We start from the raw sequence: 23,455 nt of genomic DNA, 5'->3' as shown, positions 1-23,455 counted from the left end.
TGCTCTCCTTATCGTCTTTTTCTGCAACTATTTCATCCAGGCTTGCTTTAAATCTTCCTTCATATCCAGAACGGCCTGACGAGATGCATCAGCAAATCCTTCCGCACCAAAAGAAGCATATTTTTCCTGCTTATAGGCCGCAATGATTCCACGAGAAGAGTTTACGATCGCACCTAATCCATCTTCATTAAAGAATGGAGCCAAATCCTTTGCTTTTCCTCCCTGAGCACCATATCCAGGAACTAAGATATATGCCTTTGGCATTACTTTTCTTAAAACCTCACCCATCTTAGGATAAGTAGCTCCTACTACGGCTCCTACATAACTGTAAGTATCTCCCATATGAGATTCTCCCCATTGAGCAACCTTTTCTGCGACCTTTTCATACAATGGAGTTCCATCGATCAGCTGATCCTGGAATTCTCCACTGGATGGATTAGAGGTCTTTACCAATACAAAGATTCCTTTGTTCTCTTCCTTACATACGTCGATAAATGGCTGCACCCCATCACTTCCAAGGTATGGATTCACAGTTACAAAGTCCTCATCAAATCCACGATATTTATTGACTCCAACGGACACCTGTCCTACATGGCCAACTGCATAAGCTGCAGAGGTGGAACCGATATCCCCTCTCTTAATATCTCCAATAATGACCAGATCCTTACTCTTTGCATATTCGCATGTCTTCTGGAATGCAATAAGCCCTTCGATCCCAAACTGCTCATACATGGCAATCTGTGGCTTTACTGCCGGAATCAGATCATGGGTTGCATCAATAATCGCTTTGTTGTATGCAAAAATTGCTTCTCCTGCTCCCTTTAAGGTTTCCCCATATTCTGCATATGCCTTCTTCTGTACATGCTCCGGTACATAATTTAACATTGGGTCCAATCCTACTACGATTGGCGCTTCTAATTTCTGAATCTTACTTACTAATTTATTTATCATAGGAATCTCCTTTTTTCATGACACCTGGCCATGTTACTTTTCTTAAAAATTTTACCATATCTATGATCAATTCTCAAATACTACCTTCCCATCACAGATGGTGTATTTAATCTTTCCATAAAGTTCTGCCCCAATAAATGGAGAATTGGAAGCTTTCGAACAAAAACCATCTACCACATAGCTTTCATCCGGACAGAAAATAACCAGATCCGCTGGTTTTGAAACTTCAATGCTTCCCTGCTCCAGATGATAAAACCTGGCAGGATTGATGGTCATCTTCTCTAACAATTCCATCATGGTCAGATGTCCTTCCTTCACCAGATTGGTAATTCCCAGTGCCAAAGCAGTTTCAAGTCCAATGATTCCACTTGGTGCCTTGGAAAGCACTCTCTCCTTCTCTTCTTTTGAATGAGGTGCATGATCCGTAGCAATCATGGCAATGGTCCCGTCTTTCAATCCCTCTATGATCTTCTGACGATCCCATTCTGTACGAAGCGGCGGATTCATACGCGCCAATGTGCCATGCTCAAGTACTGCTTCTTCTGTCAGAGAAAAATGATGCGGAGAAGCTTCCGCTGCTACATCTGCCCCATGTGCTCTTGCAAATCGTACCAGATCCACAGAATTTCCAGAACTGATATGTTGGATATCTACTGCTGCTCCTGTCTCCATAGCAATCATCACGTCTCTTGCGACCATAACATCCTCTGCCAGCGCAGACGCACCTCCATATCCAAGCTTCTTAGACACTTCTCCCTGGTTAACGCCTGGTGCATCGATAAAAGCCGGATCTTCTTCATGCAGGCTGATTGGCAGATCACACTCCTTTGCCATCTCCATTGCCTTTTTTAACATTCCGGCATCCATTAGAGGAATGCCATCATCGGTAAAACCTGCGGCTCCTGCTTCCTTCATGGACCGAAAATCCACCAGTTCTTTTCCTTTTAATCCTTTAGATACTGCACTGGCCTGCAGCACACGAATGGGCATTGCCTTCGCCCGTTCCAAAATCTCTTTCAAAGTATCCACGTTGTCCACAACTGGATTTGTGTTAGCCATACATACAACGGTGGTAAAGCCTCCTGCTGCCGCTGCCTGGCTTCCGGTTATCATATCCTCTTTATAAGTAAATCCAGGATCACGAAAATGGACATGGACATCGATCAGACCAGGAGCAACAATACAACCTTTTGCATCGATCACTTGCTCAAATTCTCCCTGTGTCTTTTCTCCTACGGACCAGATCTTTCCATCGTTTAATACGACATCCCCAATCTGATCAAATCCAGTCTTCGGGTCCATAACCCTTCCATTCTTAATTAAAATCATAGATTTCCTCCTAGCATGATCTTCTTACATGTTTAATCTCATTTAGTATAACATTATAAATACGAAAAAAGAAGCACCTTCTATGAAAAAGATGCTTCTTTTAAAAGTCTTATGCTAATTTTTCCTGAAGCTCCTCAATTGCTTCCTTTACTTCTTCGTCACTAATCATTTTATCAGAATCCATAGTCACTACATAATTCTTATCATCCACACTGATACCAGCAACCACGCTGTGTCCTCCTTCTTTTTCAATATGATGATAATATCCATTCTCCAGTTCTACAGCATCGCTGACCTGATAAGTTTCTCCTTTTTCCTGTAAATCGATTACCTGAATGGAAATAGTCTCGCTAACATCCTCGTCTAAGATCTCTTCCATATTATTTTCACATTGATGATATCCAATATCCATTCCACCAATATTCGTATCTGCATCTGCAGCAGATGCCTCACTTCGATGATTCATAAATACATAACCTGCAAGTCCGCAGCAGATTCCCAATGCAACAATGGCCTTCTTATTGAAATATTTCATTTTTCTCATGCTGTTTCCCTCCGCAATCCTTTGATACTCCTATTATAACTGAAATATTTAACGATTCCATTTAAAAATCCTTAAAAATTTATAATATTATATCCAATTTTCCTTCTTGCTTTCATTTTTAGTACAAAAAGAAGCACTGCGCTTTGCAATGCTTCTTTTTGTCATTTTAAGACATACTTATATTACTTCTGAGATAACAATTCGTGGATACCTTTTGCCCCTGCTTTTCCTGCTCCCATCGCAAGAATAACAGTTGCTGCTCCGGTAACCGCATCACCACCAGCAAATACTGCTGCTTTGGATGTCTGTCCATTTTCTTCGTCTGCTACGATACATTTTCTTCTGTTCGTTTCCAACCCTTTTGTTGTAGATGCGATCAATGGGTTTGGAGAAGTTCCAAGTGACATGATGACCGTATCTAATTCGATTTCATATTCAGACCCTTCAATCTCTACCGGACGTCTTCTACCAGATGCATCTGGTTCACCAAGTTCCATCTTGATCACCTTCATTCCTTTTACCCATCCATCTTCATCCACAAGGATTTCTTTTGGATTAGTAAGAAGATCAAAGATGATTCCTTCTTCTTTTGCATGATGTACTTCTTCTGCTCTGGCAGGAAGCTCTGCTTCACTACGTCTGTATACAATATGTACTTCTGCACCAAGACGAAGTGCAGTTCTTGCAGCATCCATTGCTACATTACCACCACCGACAACAGCTACTTTCTTTCCAGCCACGATTGGTGTATCGTAAGAATCATCAAACGCCTTCATCAGGTTGCTTCTTGTTAAGTATTCATTGGCAGAGAATACACCATTGGCTGTTTCGCCTGGAATTCCCATAAACATTGGAAGTCCTGCTCCAGAACCGATGAACACTGCCTGGAAATCTTCTTCTTCCATTAACTGATCGATCGTAATGGATTTTCCGATTACTACATTGGTTTCAAATTTAACACCTAATTCTTTTACTTTTTCGATCTCTTTCTTTACCACTTTCTGTTTTGGAAGACGGAATTCTGGAATACCATATACCAATACGCCGCCCAATTCATGAAGCGCTTCAAATACGGTTACTTCATAACCTAATTTAGCAAGGTCACCGGCACAGGTAAGACCAGATGGTCCAGAACCGATCACAGCTACTTTCTTTCCATTTGTTTCTTCTGCTTTTTTTGGTTTGATATCATTTTCCAATGCATAATCTGCAACAAATCGTTCCAGCTTACCAATGGAGATAGCATCTCCCTTGATTCCACGGATACATTTGCTTTCACACTGAGACTCCTGTGGACATACACGTCCGCAGATTGCTGGAAGTGCAGAAGATTCTCCGATTACTTCATAAGCGCCTTCAATATCGCCATCTTTCACTTTAGAAATAAATCCGGGAATGTTGATGGATACCGGACATCCCTGAATGCATTTTGCATTCTTACAATTTAAACAACGTGCAGCTTCTGTTACTGCTTCTTCCTGATTATAACCATAGCATACTTCTTCAAAGTTAGTTGCTCTTACTTTTGGATCCTGCTCTCTTACTGGAACTCTTTTCATCATATCTGCCATTAGTTGTCACCTCCGCAATGACCACATCCACCATGGTGAGTGTCGCCCTCCTGTAATTTCAACATTGCTCTGCCTTCCTGAGTCTTGTACATCTGCTGTCTCTTCATCGCCTGATCAAAGTCAACTAAATGTCCATCGAATTCTGGTCCATCTACGCAGGCAAATTTGATCTCATCCCCTACACGAACACGACATGCACCACACATACCAGTACCGTCTACCATAATTGGGTTCATGCTGACAATTGTAGGAATTCCCAGTTTCTTTGTTGTAAGACAGGCAAACTTCATCATGATCATTGGGCCAATAGCAACACAGACATCATAATGATTTCCTTCTTCTACCAGCTGTTCAATCTTGCTTGTAACCATACCTGCATGTCCATAAGAACCATCATCTGTACATGGATAATAATTGCCGGCAGCTGCTTCCATCTCTTCTTCTAAAATTAATAAATCTTTTGTCTTTGCTCCGATAATAACATCTACATCAATGCCGTGTTCCTTCATCCATTTTACCTGTGGATAAACAGGAGCTGCTCCTACACCACCGCCAACGAATAAGATTTTCTTCTGTTTTAAAGTTTCTAGATCCTCTTCCACTAACTCAGATGGACATCCAAGTGGTCCTGTAAAGTCACGGAAAGAATCTCCTGCTTTTAATGATGTCATCTTTGTTGTGGATGCACCTACTGGCTGGAATACGATCGTGATCGTTCCTGCTTCTCTGTCATAATCACAGATAGTAAGTGGAATTCTTTCTCCTTTTTCATCCATCTTAACGATGACAAACTGTCCTGGCTGGCAGTATTCTGCAACACGGGGAGCTTTTACATCCATAAGATAAATGTTCGCAGCCAATTTTTCGGCTTTTAAAATTTTGTACATTTTGTTCCCTCCTAGTATTTTATTCTCATTCCCACATTTTTCATATCAGGTAGTAATATTATAGCAATTCCTTTTTTATAAATCAACTGAATATTCTGACAACTTAATAACAATACTTCTGATAAATTCTGTGCAATTGTATCTTTTCCTTAACATATTTCTCTATATCTAAAGCATATAACCAAATGTACAAATAGAAATACAATAGATTTGCGTATTATTTTAACAAATCTTTGGTTAATCTTTTATCATTATGCCATGCTTGACAAAAATAATTTCCATCATAATGATAGCATGGAACCACTCATGCAAACATAGTCTATGGTCCCATGCTATAAAAAGTCTTTGTTATCGCATCAATAAACGATTAAAAATCAACTTCTGTATCATAATAACAGCATTTCAGCAGCTTTTCCATCTCTTCCTGACTTGGCTGACGAGGATTAGAACCTGTACACGCATCCAGCAATGCATTGGCAGCAATTTCTGGAAGTCTTTCTAAGAATACTTCTTCTGGCACAAATCCCGTTTCCGTTGGATAACTATCTGCTCCATAATTCTTAATACAGTGAGGAATATTTAAATCATCATTCATTCCACGTAAATAAGCAATCAAAGCATCCACTTTTTCATCTAATGTTTCTCCGCCTAACTCCATGAAATCGGCAATTTCACCATAACGGATTTTTGCCGTTTCATCTTTTGCGTTAAATGCAATTACCTTTGGAAGATACATTGCATTGGCTGCTCCATGGATGATATGTGCACCATAATCAGCAAATACAGCACCTGTTTTATGTGCCATAGAGTGCACAATTCCCAATAAAGCATTGGAGAATGCCATACCAGCTAAGCACTGAGCATTGTGCATATTATCTCTCGCCTCCATATCTCCATTATAAGATGCAACCAGATCTCTCTTGATCATCTTACATGCATGCAATGCCAAAGGATCTGTAAAATCACAGTTTGCTGTGGAAACATAAGCCTCAATTGCATGTGTGATCGCATCCATACCTGTATGCGCAACTAATTTTTTAGGCATTGTTTCTGCAAGTTCTGGATCTACGATGGCCACATCAGGTGTAATTTCAAAATCCGCAATCGGATATTTGATCCCTTTTTCATAATCCGTAATAATTGAGAATGCAGTTACTTCTGTAGCTGTTCCAGATGTGGAAGATATTGCACAGAAATTAGCCTTCTGTCTTAATGCCGGAATACCGAATACCTTGCACATTTCTTCAAATGTAATATCTGGATATTCATATTTAATCCACATTGCTTTCGCAGCATCAATTGGAGAACCTCCTCCCATTGCCACAATCCAATCTGGCTCAAATTCCTGCATCGCTGCTGCACCCTTCATAACTGTCTCTACAGATGGATCTGGTTCAATCCCTTCGAATAACCGAACCTCCATACCAGCCTCTTCCAAATAGCTGACAGCTCGATCCAAAAATCCGAAACGTTTCATAGAACCGCCGCCTACACAAATAATTGCCTTCTTACCCTTAAATGTTTTTAATGCTTCTAAAGCCCCTTTGCCGTGATAAAGGTCACGAGGTAATGTAAATCTTGCCATTGCAAATTCCTCCTTAACATTCTCGTACTGCATTGATATTTTCTTGACAATTTCATTATATCATTTTTTCATTTACTTTCAATACTTATTCCTTCATTTATGCAAATATTCTAATTTTTTTTTATTAATTTTAGGCAACTATACTATTTTTTTCTCGATTTATTTTTATTTTTTTTTGATTATTTTCATATTATTATTATTTATCATTTATTTCGGGTCGATGCTCTACGTATCTTCACACAGCATATAGCTCAGAACCGGAGAATTTGGTATGTAAAATACGGGTTTCTTTGACTATGGGATAATGTGTGAGAACGAAATCATTCCGGTCAGCAATCAGGCTGCGGAGCTTCCAAACCTGATACATGTTTTTCCTATATTCATATGGAGAAACGGAACATGGAAAAGAAGAAAACTCCTCCGAAAGCGACATATGCGGAATGTTAGAACAACCTGTTGGCTGGATTCTATCACCAGAACTGCTTCAGGCATCGAAGATGACTGTTTTCCATAGGACAGTTGGTAGGGAAGTTTACTTACCTTTCCAACTGTTATGGAAAAAAGGAAGGCAGTTCGTCTTGTGCCATGCCAAGCCCGACTAGCGGAGCGGATTAGGGTTTGGCTCGGGGTAAATCCAGACAGCTTTGGTTGTTCTTACGTTCTGGCATCCTAGGCGCAGGAGGAGAAATTTTCTTCTTCATTTAGTCCACAAAACCCGCATTTATCCTATCAAAACAAAAGACATTAAAAAACTGCCGCACCAAATCACAACCACCGGCTCAGCCGGTGGTTTGTACTTGCCCTATAAGGGCAAATTACCGGCACTAGAGTCTAAAGACTCATCGAATGGTTCGCCAACTGCAACATCATTTACCTATGGAGCCCTAAAGGGCTCATTTTATTTATTTGCTTTTACTGGCTCACCCGTAAACGGGTCAATATACTCTTTTAGTGTCATTTGATCATATTCTAAATCCTCTTTTAACTGATTTTGAATATACTCTTGTATTTTCTTTGCATTCTTCCCTACAGTATCTACATAATATCCTCGACACCAGAAATGTCTATTTCCATATTTATACTTTAAATTTGCATGTCGTTCGAATATCATGAGTGTACTTTTTCCCTTTAAATACCCTACAAAACTTGAAACACTTATACTTGGCGGAATCCTCACCAGCATATGTACATGATCTGGACAGATTTCTGCCTCCACTATTTCTACACCTTTTCTTTTGCATAGCATACTCAGAATATTAGCTATATCTTGTTTTAACTTTCCGTATGCCACTTTTCTTCTATATTTTGGTGCAAAAACAATATGATACTTACAATTCCATTTTGTATGTGATAAACTACTAATATCCATTTGGATAACCTCCTTTGATTTTATGTGGTTGGCGAACCAACATAATTATATCATTGGAGGTTTTTTACTGTAAGCTGAAGCAATGCTGACTCACCGGCTGAGCCGGTGGTTTCTTTGTTCCTCAAAGTTTCGTTTCTCTGCCTGAGAAACTCCACAATGATGAACAGGCTTAAAGCCTAACAATGAAAACTTCGTTCAGTGCGACAGCAATCTTTCTGAATGTCAAATCATTCTTATTAATATGCTAATTTTTCATCAAAATATGCTTTTAAGTCTGCAATTTTGATTCTTTCCTGTTCCATAGTATCACGATCACGAACAGTTACTGCACCGTCTTCTACAGAATCAAAGTCATATGTGATACAGAATGGAGTTCCAATTTCATCCTGTCTTCGATAACGTTTTCCAATATTTCCTCTGTCATCGTATTCACAGTTATAGTACTTGCTTAATTCCTGATAGATTGCGGTAGCACCTTCATTTAATTTCTTAGATAATGGCAATACTCCAATCTTCACTGGTGCGATTGCCGGATGGAAATGCATTACCGTACGAACATCCCCAGGTTTGATCTCTTCTTCATCATATGCAGAGCATAAGAAAGCCAATGTCACACGGTCAGCACCGAGAGATGGTTCAATTACGTATGGAATATATTTTTCTTTCTTTTCATCATCAAAGTATGTCAGGTCTTCTTTGGATGTATTCTGGTGCTGTGTTAAATCATAATCTGTTCTGTCTGCAATTCCCCATAATTCACCCCATCCAAATGGGAATAAGAATTCAATGTCAGTGGTTGCTTTAGAGTAGAAAGATAACTCTTCTTTGTCATGATCACGCAGACGCATCTCGTCATCCTTGATTCCCAGATCTTTTAACCAGTTAATACAGAAGCTTCTCCAGTATTCAAACCATTCTAAATCTGTATCTGGTGCACAGAAGAATTCTAATTCCATCTGTTCAAATTCACGTGTACGGAAAGTAAAGTTACCAGGTGTAATTTCATTACGGAAAGATTTACCGATCTGTCCGATTCCAAATGGGATTTTCTTACGGGATGTTCTCTGGACATTCTTAAAGTTTACAAAAATCCCCTGAGCTGTTTCTGGTCTTAAATAAACAGTATTCTTCGCATCTTCTGTTACACCCTGGAAAGTCTTAAACATCAGGTTGAACTGACGGATATCTGTAAAATCGTGCTTTCCACAGGAAGGACAGTTAATATTATGTTCATCAATATATGCTTTCATCTGTTCCTGTGTCCATCCATCCACAGAAGATTCCAATTCTTCTCCATGTTCCTGTGCAAAATCTTCAATTAATTTATCTGCACGAAATCTTTCATGACAGCTCTTGCAATCCATCAGTGGATCGGAGAATCCTCCTAAATGTCCAGAAGCAACCCATGTCTGAGGATTCATTAAGATTGCACAGTCAACCCCTACATTGTATGGGCTTTCCTGAATAAACTTTTTCCACCATGCTTTCTTTACATTATTCTTTAATTCCACGCCAAGGTTACCATAATCCCATGTATTTGCCAGTCCTCCATAAATTTCAGAACCTGGATATACAAAACCTCTGGATTTTGCTAACGCTACGATTTTATCCATTGTTTTTTCCATTTTCATTACCTCGCATTGTTGTTTTCATGTATAATCTGTTTTATTGTACCTACATTTTCATATTTTTTCAATACTTTCTATCAATAAATTCTAATGATTTAAAGGAATAGTCCACATAAGCAGCCATATAGTCCCTGCAAATCTCCCTAAGCTGACATAAAACCTGTGGAGAAACATGAAACGTATATAATTTTTCCACTGTGCTGCTTATGATATACTGAATCGTATACAGGGTTGATTCCAAAAGGAGGATACTTTTTTCTTTTTTTCCACACTCACTGCACAATACCCCTCCAGCCCGACTGTGAAAGCAGGTTAAATTTTCTCTGCTTCCACACCGAATACAGGCAAAGCTTTCCATCCCATATCCATAGAAGGCCAATACCTTGATTTCATAAATGCTTCGAATCAGTGGTAAAGGAATCGTTCCCTTCTCTAATGCCCGTAAAGTCTGATATAAGAGCTTTAATATGTCCATTTCATCATTATTTTCTCTTGTTAGATAAGAGGCAAATTCACAAAAATAGCTTCCATAATAGATCAATTCCAAATCCTGCTTGATCGTATCAAAATAATTTTCTACCTTTGCATTCATTAGATTAAAGGAGTTTCTACCTTCATACAGCGTAAATGTTCCAAAAGTAAACGGCTGACAGACGGCCACAAAGGGACTATTGGCCTTTCTTGCTCCTCTGACAAAGCTGGAAATCCTGCCCCTCTCCTTTGTAAGCATCACAATCCGTTTGTCATATTCTCCAACAGGTCCGGCTGACAGAATCATTCCTGTTACCGTAATTTCCTGTCCCATATATGACTACACTTCCTTTTTGTTATATCCATAATTTTTTAATAAGAAATCACTATCTCTCCAGTCCTTCTTCACCTTCACCCAAATCTGAAGATTGACCTTCATCCCTAAAAGATTTTCCATCTCACGACGTGCCTGACTTCCAATCTTCTTTAGCATGGCCCCCTGCTTTCCGATAATAATTCCTTTATGAGAAGCTTTTTCACAGATAATCGTAGCTTCAATATCGACAATATCTTTTCTTCTTCTCGTTTTCATAGAATCGATGACTACAGCTATTCCATGAGGAATTTCTTTATCCAGAAGCCGTAATGCCTTTTCACGAATCAATTCCGCCACAATCTGTCGTTCCGGCTGATCAGTAACTGTATCTTCATCATAATATTTTGGACCTGGCTCTAAATACTTGAAAATAGTCGTAATAACATCATCTGTATTTTTATCTTTCAAAGCGGAAACCGGAATAATTTCGGCAAATTCGATCACATCTTTATATTTTTTAATCGCTTCAAACACATCCTGTTCTTCTACCGTGTCAATCTTATTAATGATCAAAATAATCGGTGTCTTAACTTTTTTGAGCTGTTCGATGATATATTCCTCACCTTTTCCAATAAAAGTAGTCGGTTCTACCAGCCACAACACCACATCCACTTCATTTAGCGTACGCTGGGCAACGCTTAACATATAATCTCCCAGTTTATTTTTCGCACGATTGATTCCCGGCGTATCCAGAAAGATGATCTGTCCTCTTTCGTCTGTGAATACTGTCTGAATTCGATTTCTCGTAGTCTGTGGCTTACTGGATGTAATCGCAATCTTCTGTCCGATCAAATGATTCATCAATGTAGATTTTCCAACGTTAGGGCGCCCGATTAATGTTACAAATCCTGATTTAAATTCCTGCATAATAATCCTTTCTATTAAAATACGTGTTTTACTTCATAGAAGCTTTCCTTTGCCTCTTTCATCTTATCCTCATTTCCGATGGCACAGATCAGACCTTGATTTGCCACAGCTTCCACAATCGGCTCTAAGCTGCGAATCGTCTCCTGTGTACAGGACAGCACTTGCTCTCTCTCCTTCTGAAGCATCTCTTCCGTTACTCCAGCCAGATAAGCACCAAAGCTAAATTCTCCTTTCGCAGATGGTTCCATTGGCACATCCATGTTACTGATAGCCCCAATGATATATTTTGTCATAGTACGATCATCTGCATCAAAAGATGCAACATAATCCTTTGCCTTTTTATAAATATCATAGGTCTCCATTAATTTTGGATCTCGATAAGATACAAAATATCCATCTCCATTTCTGGCAAAGCTGCACATGCATCCATAAGCCCCACCTTTTACACGGATGTTTTCCCACAAATAATCATAGGAGAACATAACCTGAAGTACTTTCAGTGCTCCATGATACTGATATCCTGCGTCAATAAAGTTACCTGCAGTTGCAACGTACTGTACCTTGCTGGCTGTCGCAAATCCTTCATTTAACACCTTTACGGTCAATGGATCATATTTCATTTCTTTTGTCGGATACAATCGCTGAACAAATGCTTCTATCTCTTTTTCAAATACCTCTTTGGTATCCTGATCATCGGTAATACTGATCATCAGATTTTCTTTCGTAAAGATAGCCTCTCTGGCTTCTTTTAATCCGGCGATCAATTCTTCTGCTTTTTCTTCAAAGTTTTTATATAAATCATCCAAAAATTCAAAGAAAGTAATTCCTTCTATTACTTCCTTATAAAGGCATCCCTCTGACACATAAGACAATGCTCTCCCTGCAGCCGTTTTATGTCCCGCTGAAGAAAATCCCATTTTCAACTGGGTATGAATCTTAGCAATAATTTCCTTTAAACGCACTCGGTCCTCCAGATCAGAAGTAAACATGATTTCTTGGATCAGTCGGAATGCATCACTGATCTTATCATAAAAGCATTTTGTCTTTACATCCCACATCGCAATCAGCGTTCTTTTCTCATCAGCCTTTGGCATTACATGATAGTTACATCCAATGCCTCCTGTGCTGATATTGATCTCATTGGATAATTCATTATAAGTATAATGCTCTGTATTCACATAACGGAAGATGCCAGTCAGCATAGAAGCATATGGCATTAATCTTACCGGGAGGTTTGTTACATCAAACGACAAGGTAATATAGGAAATTCCATTGGTAAAAATCGGATGATGCACTGCTTTGACTCCTGCCAGCTCAAGTTCCGTGTTATAAAGCTTTTTCCCTTCTTTTCCAATATCATCAATAGATAATAAAGGAATCTTTTCTAAATCTTCTTTTTTGGTCGGCTCTTCCTGATATTTCTTCAACGCCTTTGTCATTTCAACCAATTGTTCTACTTCTTTGTCAGATAAGGCTGCCTTAAATGCCGCCAGCTTTTCTTTTGTCTCGCTCTCTAATTTTGCATTGAGTCCTTTTTCTGGTTTTAAGACTACAATCGTTTTATGAGTATTAGAAAGCAAATACTTAGAAACCAGATTTTCAAAATAATCCGTATCCAGCTTTTCTCTTAAAATTGCAAATGTCTCATTGGTCTTAACGTGAATAAATGGTTTGTCATCATCATAAAGCCAGCTGTCATACATGTTCAACCCATAGATGAGTCCTTTTGGAAATCTTCCAAAGTTCCCTTCTTTGTATTTAAATTCATAGTTTGTCAGAGCTGCTTCTAACGCACGGCGGTCAATTCCATTTTCCACCGCCACTTTTAATGCAGTTTCTATAGTTTCAATAAATTCCTTTTCTTGTTCTGGATTCGCATTTTGTGCCACAATAGAATATACTGGCTGTTTGATTCCATTATCATAGGAACTAAATACATCTACGCCAATTCCCTTTTTAATCAACGCTTCTTTTACCGGTGCTCCCGGTGCTCCAAGCAAAACATAATCCAAAATCTGGAAAGCCAAATATAATTCTTTATCCAAACTATTACCAATAATAGCATTATATGCAAGATATGTCTTGTTCTCTGTTTCCTCATTTTCTGATATAGAATATTCCTCTTCCACTCGTCTGGTTGATTCGAATGCTTTCTGATCACCAATCTCAGAATCCACATACAGATAGTCAAACTTAGATAAATATTCTTCATCTATAAAGGCTAAGTTCTCTTCTACATCCATATTTCCATATAAATAGATATAGCTGTTGGATGGATGATAATAGGTTTTATGGAACTTAAGAAATGCTTCTTGCGTCAAATCTGGAATATATTCTGGATCCCCACCGGACTCAAATCCATATGGAGTATCTGGCAACAGAGATTTCTGGATCACTCTCATCAGCTGTTGCTCTGGGGAAGAAAATACTCCCTTCATTTCATTATAAACAACCCCATTATAGACGATGTCATCCTCTGGATTCTCAATAGAATAATGCCATCCTTCCTGCTGCATGATCTTTTCATTTTCATAAATATTCGGATAGAATACTGCATCCAGATAAACATGCATCAAATTATGAAAATCCTTGTCATTGCAGCTGGCAATTGGATATACTGTCTTATCTGAATAAGTCATCGCATTTAAAAATGTATTCAAAGACCCTTTTACTAATTCGACAAAGGGATCCTTTAAAGGAAATTTTTTAGATCCACACAAAACAGAATGCTCCAAAATATGAGGGACTCCTGTATCATCCGTTGGAGGTGTACGGAATCCAATCTGAAATACTTTATTCTCATCTTCATTCGAAACGACTACAACTCTGGCCTTTGTCTTTTTATGCTCTAAGATATATCCAACCCCATTCAACTCTTCTAAAAATTCTTTTTTCTTTAATTCATATGCTTGATTCATCGATTTCCCTCGTTTCATTAAAATCTATATGATTATTATTTCTCTTTTCTCTTGGAAAACATTCTAACACAAAGAAGGTAGAAAAGACAAGTAGCCTTGTTTTTCCCTATTTTATGTAAATTTATGTAAAAATAAAGAACTATGCTAAATGAAGTGAAATAACTTCATTTAACACAGCTCCTGCGTTTTTTATAAATATTTGGAATCCATTAAATAAGGGTTTTCTGGAATACAGATGCAAGTGATGAGAACGAAATGATTCCAGCCGGCAATCAGGTTTCCAGAGCTTAACAATCACTAACATGCTTTGCACTTTTGCCACTCGCCACAGCCGCTTCGCTTTTAGCGTTCTCGTGGTAGGAACCAGACGAAAATCTTATATGCCGCCCATCCGCAAATGGTTCTTAAGCAAGCTTCTCCCCATTTGCTCTGATGGGCGGCAGAAAGCGTTGCTTTCTGCAAAAATTTTCTGACAAAGAGCAAATCATGTAAGTGATAGTAAAAAGCTCCTCCAAATATTGCCTTGCTGGAACATTTCCGTTCTTTTTTTGTATTTTCTTGCATCTATATAAGTTGGGAAAACGGGGATATGGTCTATGAAAAAGTTTTCTTCTTTGCCACACTCCGTTTCTCCACACGAATATGGGAGAAGCCAATATACTACAAAGAATGAAACCATTCCGGTAAAGCAATCTGCGAAGGAGCTTACATGTTTTCTCAGGCAGAAAATCTTTGGCAAAAGCGATGCTTTTGCCCGTCCATAAGGACAAATGGCTGGAAGCTTGCTTACATAGCCATTTGTCCCTGGACGAGAGATAAGATTTTCGTCTGTCCTGGTGTGGAACAAGAGAAAACATGTATCAGATTTGGAAGCTCCGTAGCCTGATTGCTGACCGGAATGATTTCGTTCTCACATATTATCCCGTAGTCAAAGAAACCCGTATTTTTTAGATAAAAATATTTTTGCAACCATTTCTATTTCTCTCATCTTTTTACTGTCTCATGAAAAAATGAGGTTCTTTTCATTCCACGAATCAGTATTAATAGAAAAATCACCGCCAGAAATAAATAATTAGCTGTTGCCAAATATCCTAAAAATCCCAATACAATACAGACATCCGCAAGCAGACAAAGAATATAGTCTTTCCACACTGTTCCTTCCATTCCTTTACAAAATCTACGCTCTGATACAGGCTTTGCCACATCTTGAATAAATAACATCATGGTCATCCAGAATACAACTCCTGCCAGTATCAAATTAACTACTCCCACATTACCCATATTTTTGTAAATACAATAAATGGTTACCATCACTCCCATGATCCATCCTGCCATACAAACCGTATACATATTTAATTTTTCCTTCATATTCTCACCTTCCTGATTGATATTTATAGGGTTTTTATTACATAAGGAATTCGAGGAATTTTTTAATGTAATAAAAAATGGAGCTGTCCCTATATAGAAACAACTCCATTGCTGCTATCATTATTTGTTATACTTAGTGTTTAAAATGTCTCATTCCTGTAAACACCATGGTAATTCCATACTCATTACATTTATCGATGGAATCCTGATCTCTTACAGATCCTCCTGGCTGAATGATTGCTGTAATTCCAGCCTGATGTGCTGCTTCCACGCAATCATCAAATGGGAAGAATGCATCAGAAGCTAATACCGCCCCTTTTGTTGCATCCGGTCCAATTAATTCTTCTGCATGCTCAAAGCACTGTTTTGTAGCCCAGATACGATTTACCTGTCCAGGTCCAATCCCTACAGACTGTTTATTCTTAGCTACTGCAATACCATTGGATTTCGTAAATTTCACAACCTTCCATGCAAACAACATATCTTCCATCTGTTCTTTTGTTGGCTGAACTTCTGTTACTACTTTCAAATCTTCTTCATGAAGAAGTTCACTGTCGATAGTCTGTACGATCAATCCGCCATTTACCTTTTTAAGATCTAAAGAACCTGCTGGCTGTGGTACGGAGATATCCGCTAACTGTAATACACGGACATTTTTCTTCTGCTGTAATAAAGCCAATCCTTCTGGGTCATACTCTGGTGCTACAATTACTTCTAAGAAAATCTTCTTAAGTTCTGTTGCCAATTCTAACGTAACCGGGCGATTCATCACAACAATTCCACCAAAGATAGATGTCTTATCTGCTTCAAACGCTTTTGTCCATGCATCCATAATGTTGTCTGCACTGCCCACGCCACATGGATTACCATGCTTACATGCAACAACCGTTGGCTCTGTAAATTCTTTTAATAATTCCAAAGCTCCATTGGTATCATTAATATTATTAAATGATAATTCTTTTCCGTTTAACTGAACAGCATCTACTAAGGAACCTGCTTTCTTACCGATTTCACGATAAAATGCTGCTTTCTGATGAGGATTTTCACCATAACGCATATCCTGAACCTTTTCATAAGTCAGTGTCAATGTCTCTGGAAGAGAATCATCTCCTCTTTCTTTTTTCAAATATGCTGCAATCATCGTATCATAGTTAGAAGTATGCATGAATACTTTATGCATTAAGTAAAACTTTGTATCTAAGCTTACTTCGCCTTCTTCCTTTAATTCTGTTAAAACTGTTTCATAATCAGCAGGATCTACGACTACCGTAACATCCTGATAGTTTTTAGCAGCTGAACGAAGCATCGTTGGTCCACCGATATCGATGTTCTCCACTGCCTCTGCTCGTGTTACTCCATCTTTTAAGATTGTTTCTTTAAATGGATAAAGATTTACAAATACAAAATCAATGGTATCTACTTCTAATTCCTTTAATTGCTTCATATGTTCTTCATTGCTTCTCATGGCAAGAAGACCAGCATGCACTTTTGGATGCAATGTCTTTACACGTCCATCCAAACATTCTGGAAAACCAGTAATTTCAGAAATTTCGATTGCAGGAACGCCTTCTTCCTTTAATTTCTTATAAGTTCCTCCTGTGGAAATAATCTCTACTCCTAATTCCACTAATTGTTTTGCAACATCAACAATGCCTGTTTTGTCGGATACACTAATTAATGCTCTCATAAATTTCTCCTTTACAATGCTTTAGACTTATATGCGGCTTGCCCAGGCGGTCGGCGTTCATCAGGCTTATGCTCCCTGTAGTTTTTCTACTCAGACAAAGTCTCCTCTGTCTATCCGCCAGTCACATAATCCTATATTTTTTAAGATACACTATCATCTTCTATTTTTCAAGACTTTTTTTCTCCTGGTCATATGGGAAATAAATGCGGAAGGTGGTTCCATATCCGAGATTACTGTCCACCTTAATGGTCCCTCCATACAAATCCACAATCTGTTTTACGATAGAAAGTCCAAGTCCTGTTCCCCCCTGTTTTCTGGATCTTCCCTTGTCTACCCGATAAAACCTCTCAAATAATCGTGGAAGATGCTCCTTGGCAATTCCAATTCCTGTATCCTTAACCTGAATATGCAAAATATGATTCCATTCAAACACCCGAAGCGTAACGGAACCCTCCAATGTATATTTCAATGCATTGTCCACAAGATTGATCAGAACCTCTTTCATATGTGACTCATCACATGGATAATCTGGAATATCTTTTCCCAGATCTACAAACAGCTTTACATCACTGCCCTTTTTCCCGCTTTTTTTCAATTCCTTCTTCTTTTTCTTCATTTTCATTTGAAGAATTTCATCAACGTCTCCAACTACCTGAGCAACATTGCAGTAGACAATCTCTCCTCCTTTTCTCTGTTCAATTTCAGATAAAGATAATACATCACTGATCAATCTGGACAAACGCTCTGCTTCAATATCAATAATATCTAAAAAACGCATGGATACATTGGGATCATGAATAGCCCCTTCCTTCAACGTGTCTACAAATCCCCGTATGGAAGTAAGTGGTGTCTTCAGTTCATGTGTAACATTGGATACGAATCTGGCACGTAATTCTTCCAGTTCCCTTAGTTCCTGATTCTGCTTTTCTAAAGTCTTTTGGTTCTCCCTAAGACTCTCCACCATATGATCCAGCGCCCTTGACAAACGATAGATATGTCCTGTTCCTGTAGGACGAATATGAATCTTATAATCGCCGCCTGCAATTAATTCTGCTTTTTCTGAAATATCATAAACTGGCTCTGTAATTTTTCGCACAAAATAATATGCTAAAAGCATGGCAATGGCTAAGCAGATCACAGAAATCGTCACAATAGACACAGCAAGATTGTAAATCAATTGATTAACATTTTTTTGAGGCATGGCAATTCTTACAATATAGTCCACTCCATTAATGGTTGTTTTCAATGCCGTATAATAATAAGAGATTCCCGTGGTTGCAGATCCTCTTACATCTTTTCCTACCTTTCCCTGCATAGCCTCCCTGACTTCCTTTCGATGCTTGTGATTCTCCGCCGTTTTCGACTCTGAATCCGCAATCACATAGCCTTGGCCATTGATAATACTGATTCTGGCATCTATACGCTTGGATGCTCCCTCCACAAAGCGATTCAGACTTTCTTGCTCTGCCATATCTTTTTCTTTCAGTTCTCCTGCCAGCAGACGAACCTCTTCTGTAAATCGATTATAATTTTCTTCTTTTAAATAGCTGTATCCAAGGGAACAAAAGGCAACACTCGTGCCGAGTATTGCCAAAATAATTACAGCTAAATAAGAATAACACAATTGTTTTCTCATAGCTTCTCCTAATATGTATTGTCAGTCATTGTTACAGAAACTTCAATTTTTATTTGCGATAACTAGTTAAATTTATATCCAACTCCACGCACTGTCTTGATATAATCTGGTTTTGTATCATCAATTTCTATTTTTTTACGCAGATTCCGAATATGTACATCAACTGTCCTCGTTTCTCCATAATAATCATACCCCCAGATGGTATCCAGAAGCTGATCTCTTGAAAATACTTGACCTCTGTTCTTAGCCAGTAAATAAAGCAGTTCAAATTCCTTTAGCGGAAGATGTATCACCTGGTCACCAATGGTCACTTCTCTTGTCCGTCTGTCAATGGTCATATCTTCCACCTTGATTTTCTGATTGTCTGTCTCTGCCTGTCCCTTTCGCGTTGTTCTTCGAAGAACAGCTTTTATTCTTGCAATCAATTCATGAACTCCAAAAGGCTTGGACATATAATCATCTGCACCTAACTCTAAACCCAGAACCTTATTAATTTCTTCCCCTTTTGCAGTAAGAATGATGACTGGGAGATCCTTCGTATCTTCCTCCTGACGGATGTGCTTTAATACCTCTAATCCATCCATTCCTTCCATCATCAAATCAAGCAACACCATATCTACTTTTTTATCCTTGATAATTTTCAGTGCTTCTTCTCCACTTTCCGCCGTCAAGGCATGAAATCCGTTCTGACAAAGATTATACTCAATCAGTTCCAGAATATGCACTTCATCATCAACTGCTAATACAGTCGCTTTTTCACTCATGAATTGTTCTCCTCTCCCGATACGATGAGGCTAATGGGAAGCTAATTCTCCTGTTACCATATATTTAATCCATTTCGCAATATTGATCGCATGTGCCGCCATTCTGTTCACTGATCTTGCAATCATTAGATAATCAACAGACTGGGCAATTTCTTCTGGATGTTTCTGCATCCTTTCAACCAATTCACTTCGAAGTGTGGAGAAATACTCCTCGATTACTTCATCTTGTTCTATAATTTTTTTATTTTCCTGCATGTCTTTTGTAATAAAGTTTTCTATTACATCTAACACCATTTTTTTCGTTAAGTCAATCATTTTTTGCAGTGTTTCCGGAGTCTCAATGACTTTTTCTTCACACAGCATAATGATATACCGGCAAATACTTTCACAATGGTCTGCCATCTTTTCAATTTCCTTGCCAGCTCTCATCACTGTCACTACATTTCTTACATCTTTCGCAATAGGCTGCTGCTTTACGATAAGCTGGATACAGTCTGCTGTAATTCTCCGTTCCATTTCATCGAACTGATCATCTTTCTCAATGACCTCTCTTGCCACGTCTTTATCCAACAGATCTGCTGCTTTTACTGTCATATCAAAGGACTGCTCCAGTAGTCTTCCCAATACGATAAAATGCTTATTCAGCTGTTCTAATTCATAAATAAAATTAATTCTTGTCATGTTACTACTCCTTTATGCATCAACCAAAACGTCCGGTAATATAGTCTTCCGTCTTCTGATTCTTTGGATTCTGGAAAATATCCATCGTCTTACCATATTCGATTACCTCTCCTACCAGGAAGAAAGCGGTATTATCAGAAATACGGCTTGCCTGCTGCATATTATGGGTAACCATAATAATCGTATAATCTTTCTTAAGCTCTACTGCCAGATCCTCAATTTTTAAGGTAGAGATTGGGTCCAGTGCTGAAGTAGGTTCATCCATCAAAATTACTTCTGGTTTTACCGCCAGCGCACGTGCAATACAGATTCTCTGCTGCTGACCACCAGAAACTCCCAGTGCACTTTTCTTTAATCGATCCTTCGTCTCATCCCAGATAGCTGCCTGGCGAAGACTGGTTTCCACAATTTCATCCAATTGGGATTTTTTCTTAATTCCATGAATTCTTGGTCCATATGCTACATTATCATAAATGGACATTGGAAATGGATTTGGCTGCTGAAAGACCATTCCAACCCTCTTTCTCAATGCTACCACATCAATGTCACTATAAATATCAATGCCATCCATACAAATCTGTCCATCGATTCTCACTCCATCTACCAGATCATTCATACGGTTAATGGTTTTTAAGAATGTAGATTTTCCACAACCAGATGGTCCAATAAACGCAGTAATTTCTTTTTCTTTAATATCCATATTGATTTTCTTCAATGCCTGAAAATCACCATAATACAAGTCCAGATCTCTGACTGTAAATTTATTTTTATGTTCCATAATTCTCTCCTGCTATGGCGGTTTTTGTCCTTTTCCGCCATTCTTGTTCTATCATACTACCCCTGCTTCTTCATAAAACGAGCAGTCACTGCTTTAGAAGCCAGATTCAATAAAATAATCAATACAATTAAGACTACTCCAATTCCACATGAGGTGGATACATCTCCGGTTTCCTTCAAAATGGTATATGCTTTAATGGTCAGCGTAGCCGCTGCTGCTCCCTCTCCAGTCAAAGCATTCGGAATTGCTGCTACTGTACCAGCTGTTAACAATAATGCTGCTGATTCTCCTACAATTCTTCCAATACTTAAAATGACTGCTACTAAGATTCCAGGCAATGCATTTGGTACCACCACCCTCAAAGTAGTCTGAAGCTTTGTCGCTCCCAGTCCCAAAGAAGATTCTCTGATTCCCTTTGGAATCGCTTTCAAGCTTTCCTCTGTCGTAGAAATCATCGTTGGAAGTAAAATAATAGATATGGTTAAGGCTCCTGCCAGAATGGAATATTGCATTCCTAACATCTGCACAAACACCAATGCTCCAAATAATCCATAAATGATAGAAGGAATTCCAGATAAATTCTGTATAGCAAATCGGATGATCGTTAATAATCTTCCCGGTTTTGCATATTCATTCAAATAAATGGCAGATAAGATTCCAACTGGTGCTGCAATCAAAAGGGACAACACAACCAAAAACAGTGTAGATACCATCATTGGCATAATCCCACCTCCTACTTTGGTCACCTTGATCCTAACATGATTGGCATCATTTGGTTCTATGCTGGTGATCAGATCTCCTTTTGAGATCTTTTCCCCTTCCCCATTCATATTCGTTACATCCTTTGCTGTTGAATCTGCTGTAAAATCAGTAACCTTCATGCTGACTCCATCGTCCTCCAGATCATAGTACACACCGATTTCAGATAACAGATTCTTATCAGATGCCCGATTTTCTTCCGGAATTGTTTCTGCGATCACATATGCAGTTTCATCATCATAAGCGGCTGTTAAAAAATGACCATTGATTTTAGGAATCCCCTTTACAAAAATAAATCCGATGATAAATACCAAAATACATACGGTAAATGCGGCGGATGCGTAAATGCAGCTACTTAAAATACCGTCTTTGATTTTCTGATTTTTTCTCATTTACTCGTTCCCCGCTTTCTTTGTAATTGTAATCATAATCAGATTTACAATCATAATGAAAATAAACAGGACAACACCTGTTGCAAATAGCATTTCCTGTTGCTGACCGGATGCATATCCCATTTCAATGGCAATATTGGTCGTTAACGGACGAATCTGGTCCCAGATAGAAGAAAGCATTCCTGATTCTGGATTTCCCGCTACTAGCATAACCGCCATGGTCTCTCCAATCGCACGTCCCACTCCTAATACAGCTGCAGATAAAATTCCTGACTTGGCAGCTGGAATTGTAGCACAAAAGATCGTTTGAATAGGGGAAGCTCCCAGCCCAAGGGAAGCCTCTCTATAACGATCTGGAACGGCACGCAATGCTGTTTCTGATAATGTAATAATGGTTGGCAGAATCATAATCGTCAATACGATCATAACTGCCAGAATGGATTGTCCCTGTACCTGAGGAGTTATTTTTAAGATTGCCGGTACAATAACACCTACACCAAACACCCCATACAGTACAGAAGGAATTCCTGCCAGAAGCTCTACAGCAGGTCTGATAATCTTCACCAGTCTTTCGTCTGCAATTTCTGATAAGAACACTGCTGTTAGGAGTCCAATTGGGACTCCTACAACAATTGCTCCGCATGTTGCAACAATGGATGCAACGATCATATGTAAGATTCCATAGGTTCCTTCCCCTGGAGCCCATTTTGTTCCGGTAATAAAGTCTAAGAACGGATATGCCTGTTCTCCGAAAAATGGGTGAAGTCCTTTATAGAATACGAATACGATAATTGCAATAACAGAAACTACGCCAACCAAAGCACTCAGCAAAAAGATTGTTTCAACGATACGCTCTATGGTATCTCTTACTTTGTTGCGTTCCATACGTTTTCT

General features: G+C 38.7%; 20 protein-coding genes and 1 riboswitch. Of the genes, 1 reads left to right on the top strand and 19 read right to left on the bottom strand.

The window, feature by feature from the left end; translation table 11 throughout:
* Positions 1–27: 27 nt before the first annotated feature.
* The 6 genes from pyrF to BHF69_RS02010 all read right to left on the bottom strand — a co-directional run bounded on the left by pyrF (position 28) and on the right by BHF69_RS02010 (position 6,867).
* Positions 28–951 carry an orotidine-5'-phosphate decarboxylase gene (pyrF, locus tag BHF69_RS02035; protein WP_075669424.1) on the bottom strand — a complete coding sequence of 308 codons (924 nt, stop codon included), beginning with the start codon at positions 949–951 and terminating at the stop codon, positions 28–30.
* Positions 952–1,017: 66 nt separating this feature from the next.
* The gene (locus BHF69_RS02030) at positions 1,018–2,280 is read right to left on the bottom strand and encodes a dihydroorotase (protein ID WP_075669423.1); all 1,263 of its coding nucleotides are present in this window, start codon (positions 2,278–2,280) and stop codon (positions 1,018–1,020) included.
* 109 nt (positions 2,281–2,389) lie between these two features.
* Complete coding sequence (locus tag BHF69_RS02025) at positions 2,390–2,824, bottom strand: hypothetical protein (RefSeq protein ID WP_075669422.1); 435 nt, start codon at positions 2,822–2,824, stop codon at positions 2,390–2,392.
* Positions 2,825–3,006: 182 nt separating this feature from the next.
* The gene (gltA, locus tag BHF69_RS02020) at positions 3,007–4,395 is read right to left on the bottom strand and encodes an NADPH-dependent glutamate synthase (protein WP_075669421.1); all 1,389 of its coding nucleotides are present in this window, start codon (positions 4,393–4,395) and stop codon (positions 3,007–3,009) included.
* Entirely contained in the window at positions 4,395–5,282 is an 888-nt protein-coding gene (locus tag BHF69_RS02015) for a sulfide/dihydroorotate dehydrogenase-like FAD/NAD-binding protein (protein ID WP_075669420.1), read from the bottom strand. The genes gltA and BHF69_RS02015 overlap by 1 nt, the downstream gene beginning before the upstream one ends.
* A gap of 367 nt (positions 5,283–5,649) precedes the next feature.
* On the bottom strand, positions 5,650–6,867 hold the full coding sequence (locus BHF69_RS02010) for an iron-containing alcohol dehydrogenase (RefSeq protein ID WP_075669419.1): 1,218 nt from the start codon (positions 6,865–6,867) through the stop codon (positions 5,650–5,652).
* Positions 6,868–7,307: 440 nt separating this feature from the next.
* Between BHF69_RS02010 and BHF69_RS14100 the strand changes: the two genes are divergently transcribed.
* Positions 7,308–7,469, top strand: coding sequence for a hypothetical protein (locus tag BHF69_RS14100; protein WP_158022539.1), 162 nt, complete (start codon positions 7,308–7,310; stop codon positions 7,467–7,469).
* 296 nt (positions 7,470–7,765) lie between these two features.
* Here BHF69_RS14100 and tnpA read toward each other — a convergent pair whose 3' ends face one another.
* The 13 genes from tnpA to pstC form a co-directional block, all read right to left on the bottom strand.
* Positions 7,766–8,236 carry an IS200/IS605 family transposase gene (gene tnpA, locus BHF69_RS02000; RefSeq protein WP_075669051.1) on the bottom strand — a complete coding sequence of 157 codons (471 nt, stop codon included), beginning with the start codon at positions 8,234–8,236 and terminating at the stop codon, positions 7,766–7,768.
* A gap of 236 nt (positions 8,237–8,472) precedes the next feature.
* Positions 8,473–9,861, bottom strand: coding sequence for a glycine--tRNA ligase (locus tag BHF69_RS01995; protein ID WP_075669417.1), 1,389 nt, complete (start codon positions 9,859–9,861; stop codon positions 8,473–8,475).
* Positions 9,862–9,928: 67 nt separating this feature from the next.
* Positions 9,929–10,669, bottom strand: coding sequence for a DNA repair protein RecO (gene recO / locus BHF69_RS01990; protein WP_075669416.1), 741 nt, complete (start codon positions 10,667–10,669; stop codon positions 9,929–9,931).
* Positions 10,670–10,675: 6 nt separating this feature from the next.
* Entirely contained in the window at positions 10,676–11,581 is a 906-nt protein-coding gene (era, locus tag BHF69_RS01985) for a GTPase Era (RefSeq protein WP_143249458.1), read from the bottom strand.
* An 11-nt stretch (positions 11,582–11,592) separates the two neighbouring features.
* Positions 11,593–14,496 carry an insulinase family protein gene (locus BHF69_RS01980; RefSeq protein ID WP_075669414.1) on the bottom strand — a complete coding sequence of 968 codons (2,904 nt, stop codon included), beginning with the start codon at positions 14,494–14,496 and terminating at the stop codon, positions 11,593–11,595.
* Between the two features lie 984 nt (positions 14,497–15,480).
* A complete protein-coding gene (locus BHF69_RS01975; RefSeq protein ID WP_075669413.1) occupies positions 15,481–15,864 on the bottom strand; it encodes a hypothetical protein in 384 nt (127 codons plus the stop codon).
* A gap of 133 nt (positions 15,865–15,997) precedes the next feature.
* Positions 15,998–17,551, bottom strand: a complete 1,554-nt coding sequence (gene purH / locus BHF69_RS01970) for a bifunctional phosphoribosylaminoimidazolecarboxamide formyltransferase/IMP cyclohydrolase (RefSeq protein WP_075669412.1) — start codon at positions 17,549–17,551, stop codon at positions 15,998–16,000.
* 33 nt (positions 17,552–17,584) lie between these two features.
* A riboswitch (ZMP/ZTP riboswitch) is annotated at positions 17,585–17,686 on the bottom strand.
* Positions 17,687–17,711: 25 nt separating this feature from the next.
* The gene (locus BHF69_RS01965; RefSeq protein ID WP_075669411.1) at positions 17,712–19,187 is read right to left on the bottom strand and encodes a sensor histidine kinase; all 1,476 of its coding nucleotides are present in this window, start codon (positions 19,185–19,187) and stop codon (positions 17,712–17,714) included.
* Positions 19,188–19,249: 62 nt separating this feature from the next.
* Complete coding sequence (locus BHF69_RS01960; protein ID WP_075669410.1) at positions 19,250–19,951, bottom strand: winged helix-turn-helix domain-containing protein; 702 nt, start codon at positions 19,949–19,951, stop codon at positions 19,250–19,252.
* A gap of 30 nt (positions 19,952–19,981) precedes the next feature.
* Positions 19,982–20,632 carry a phosphate signaling complex protein PhoU gene (gene phoU, locus BHF69_RS01955; protein WP_075669409.1) on the bottom strand — a complete coding sequence of 217 codons (651 nt, stop codon included), beginning with the start codon at positions 20,630–20,632 and terminating at the stop codon, positions 19,982–19,984.
* A gap of 19 nt (positions 20,633–20,651) precedes the next feature.
* Complete coding sequence (pstB, locus tag BHF69_RS01950) at positions 20,652–21,410, bottom strand: phosphate ABC transporter ATP-binding protein PstB (protein WP_075669408.1); 759 nt, start codon at positions 21,408–21,410, stop codon at positions 20,652–20,654.
* A gap of 56 nt (positions 21,411–21,466) precedes the next feature.
* Positions 21,467–22,561: a phosphate ABC transporter permease PstA gene (gene pstA, locus BHF69_RS01945; RefSeq protein ID WP_075669407.1), complete on the bottom strand. Its 1,095-nt coding sequence runs from the start codon at positions 22,559–22,561 to the stop codon at positions 21,467–21,469.
* Complete coding sequence (gene pstC, locus BHF69_RS01940; RefSeq protein WP_075669406.1) at positions 22,562–23,446, bottom strand: phosphate ABC transporter permease subunit PstC; 885 nt, start codon at positions 23,444–23,446, stop codon at positions 22,562–22,564.
* Between the last annotated feature and the right edge of the window lie 9 nt (positions 23,447–23,455).

Origin of the sequence: Anaerostipes sp. 992a, from assembly GCF_001940245.1 — a bacterium.
In the GTDB taxonomy this organism is placed as follows: Bacteria; Bacillota; Clostridia; order Lachnospirales; family Lachnospiraceae; genus Fimousia.
Note: the sequence above shows the minus strand (reverse complement) of the source record. Positions and strands in the feature narration are given on the sequence as shown.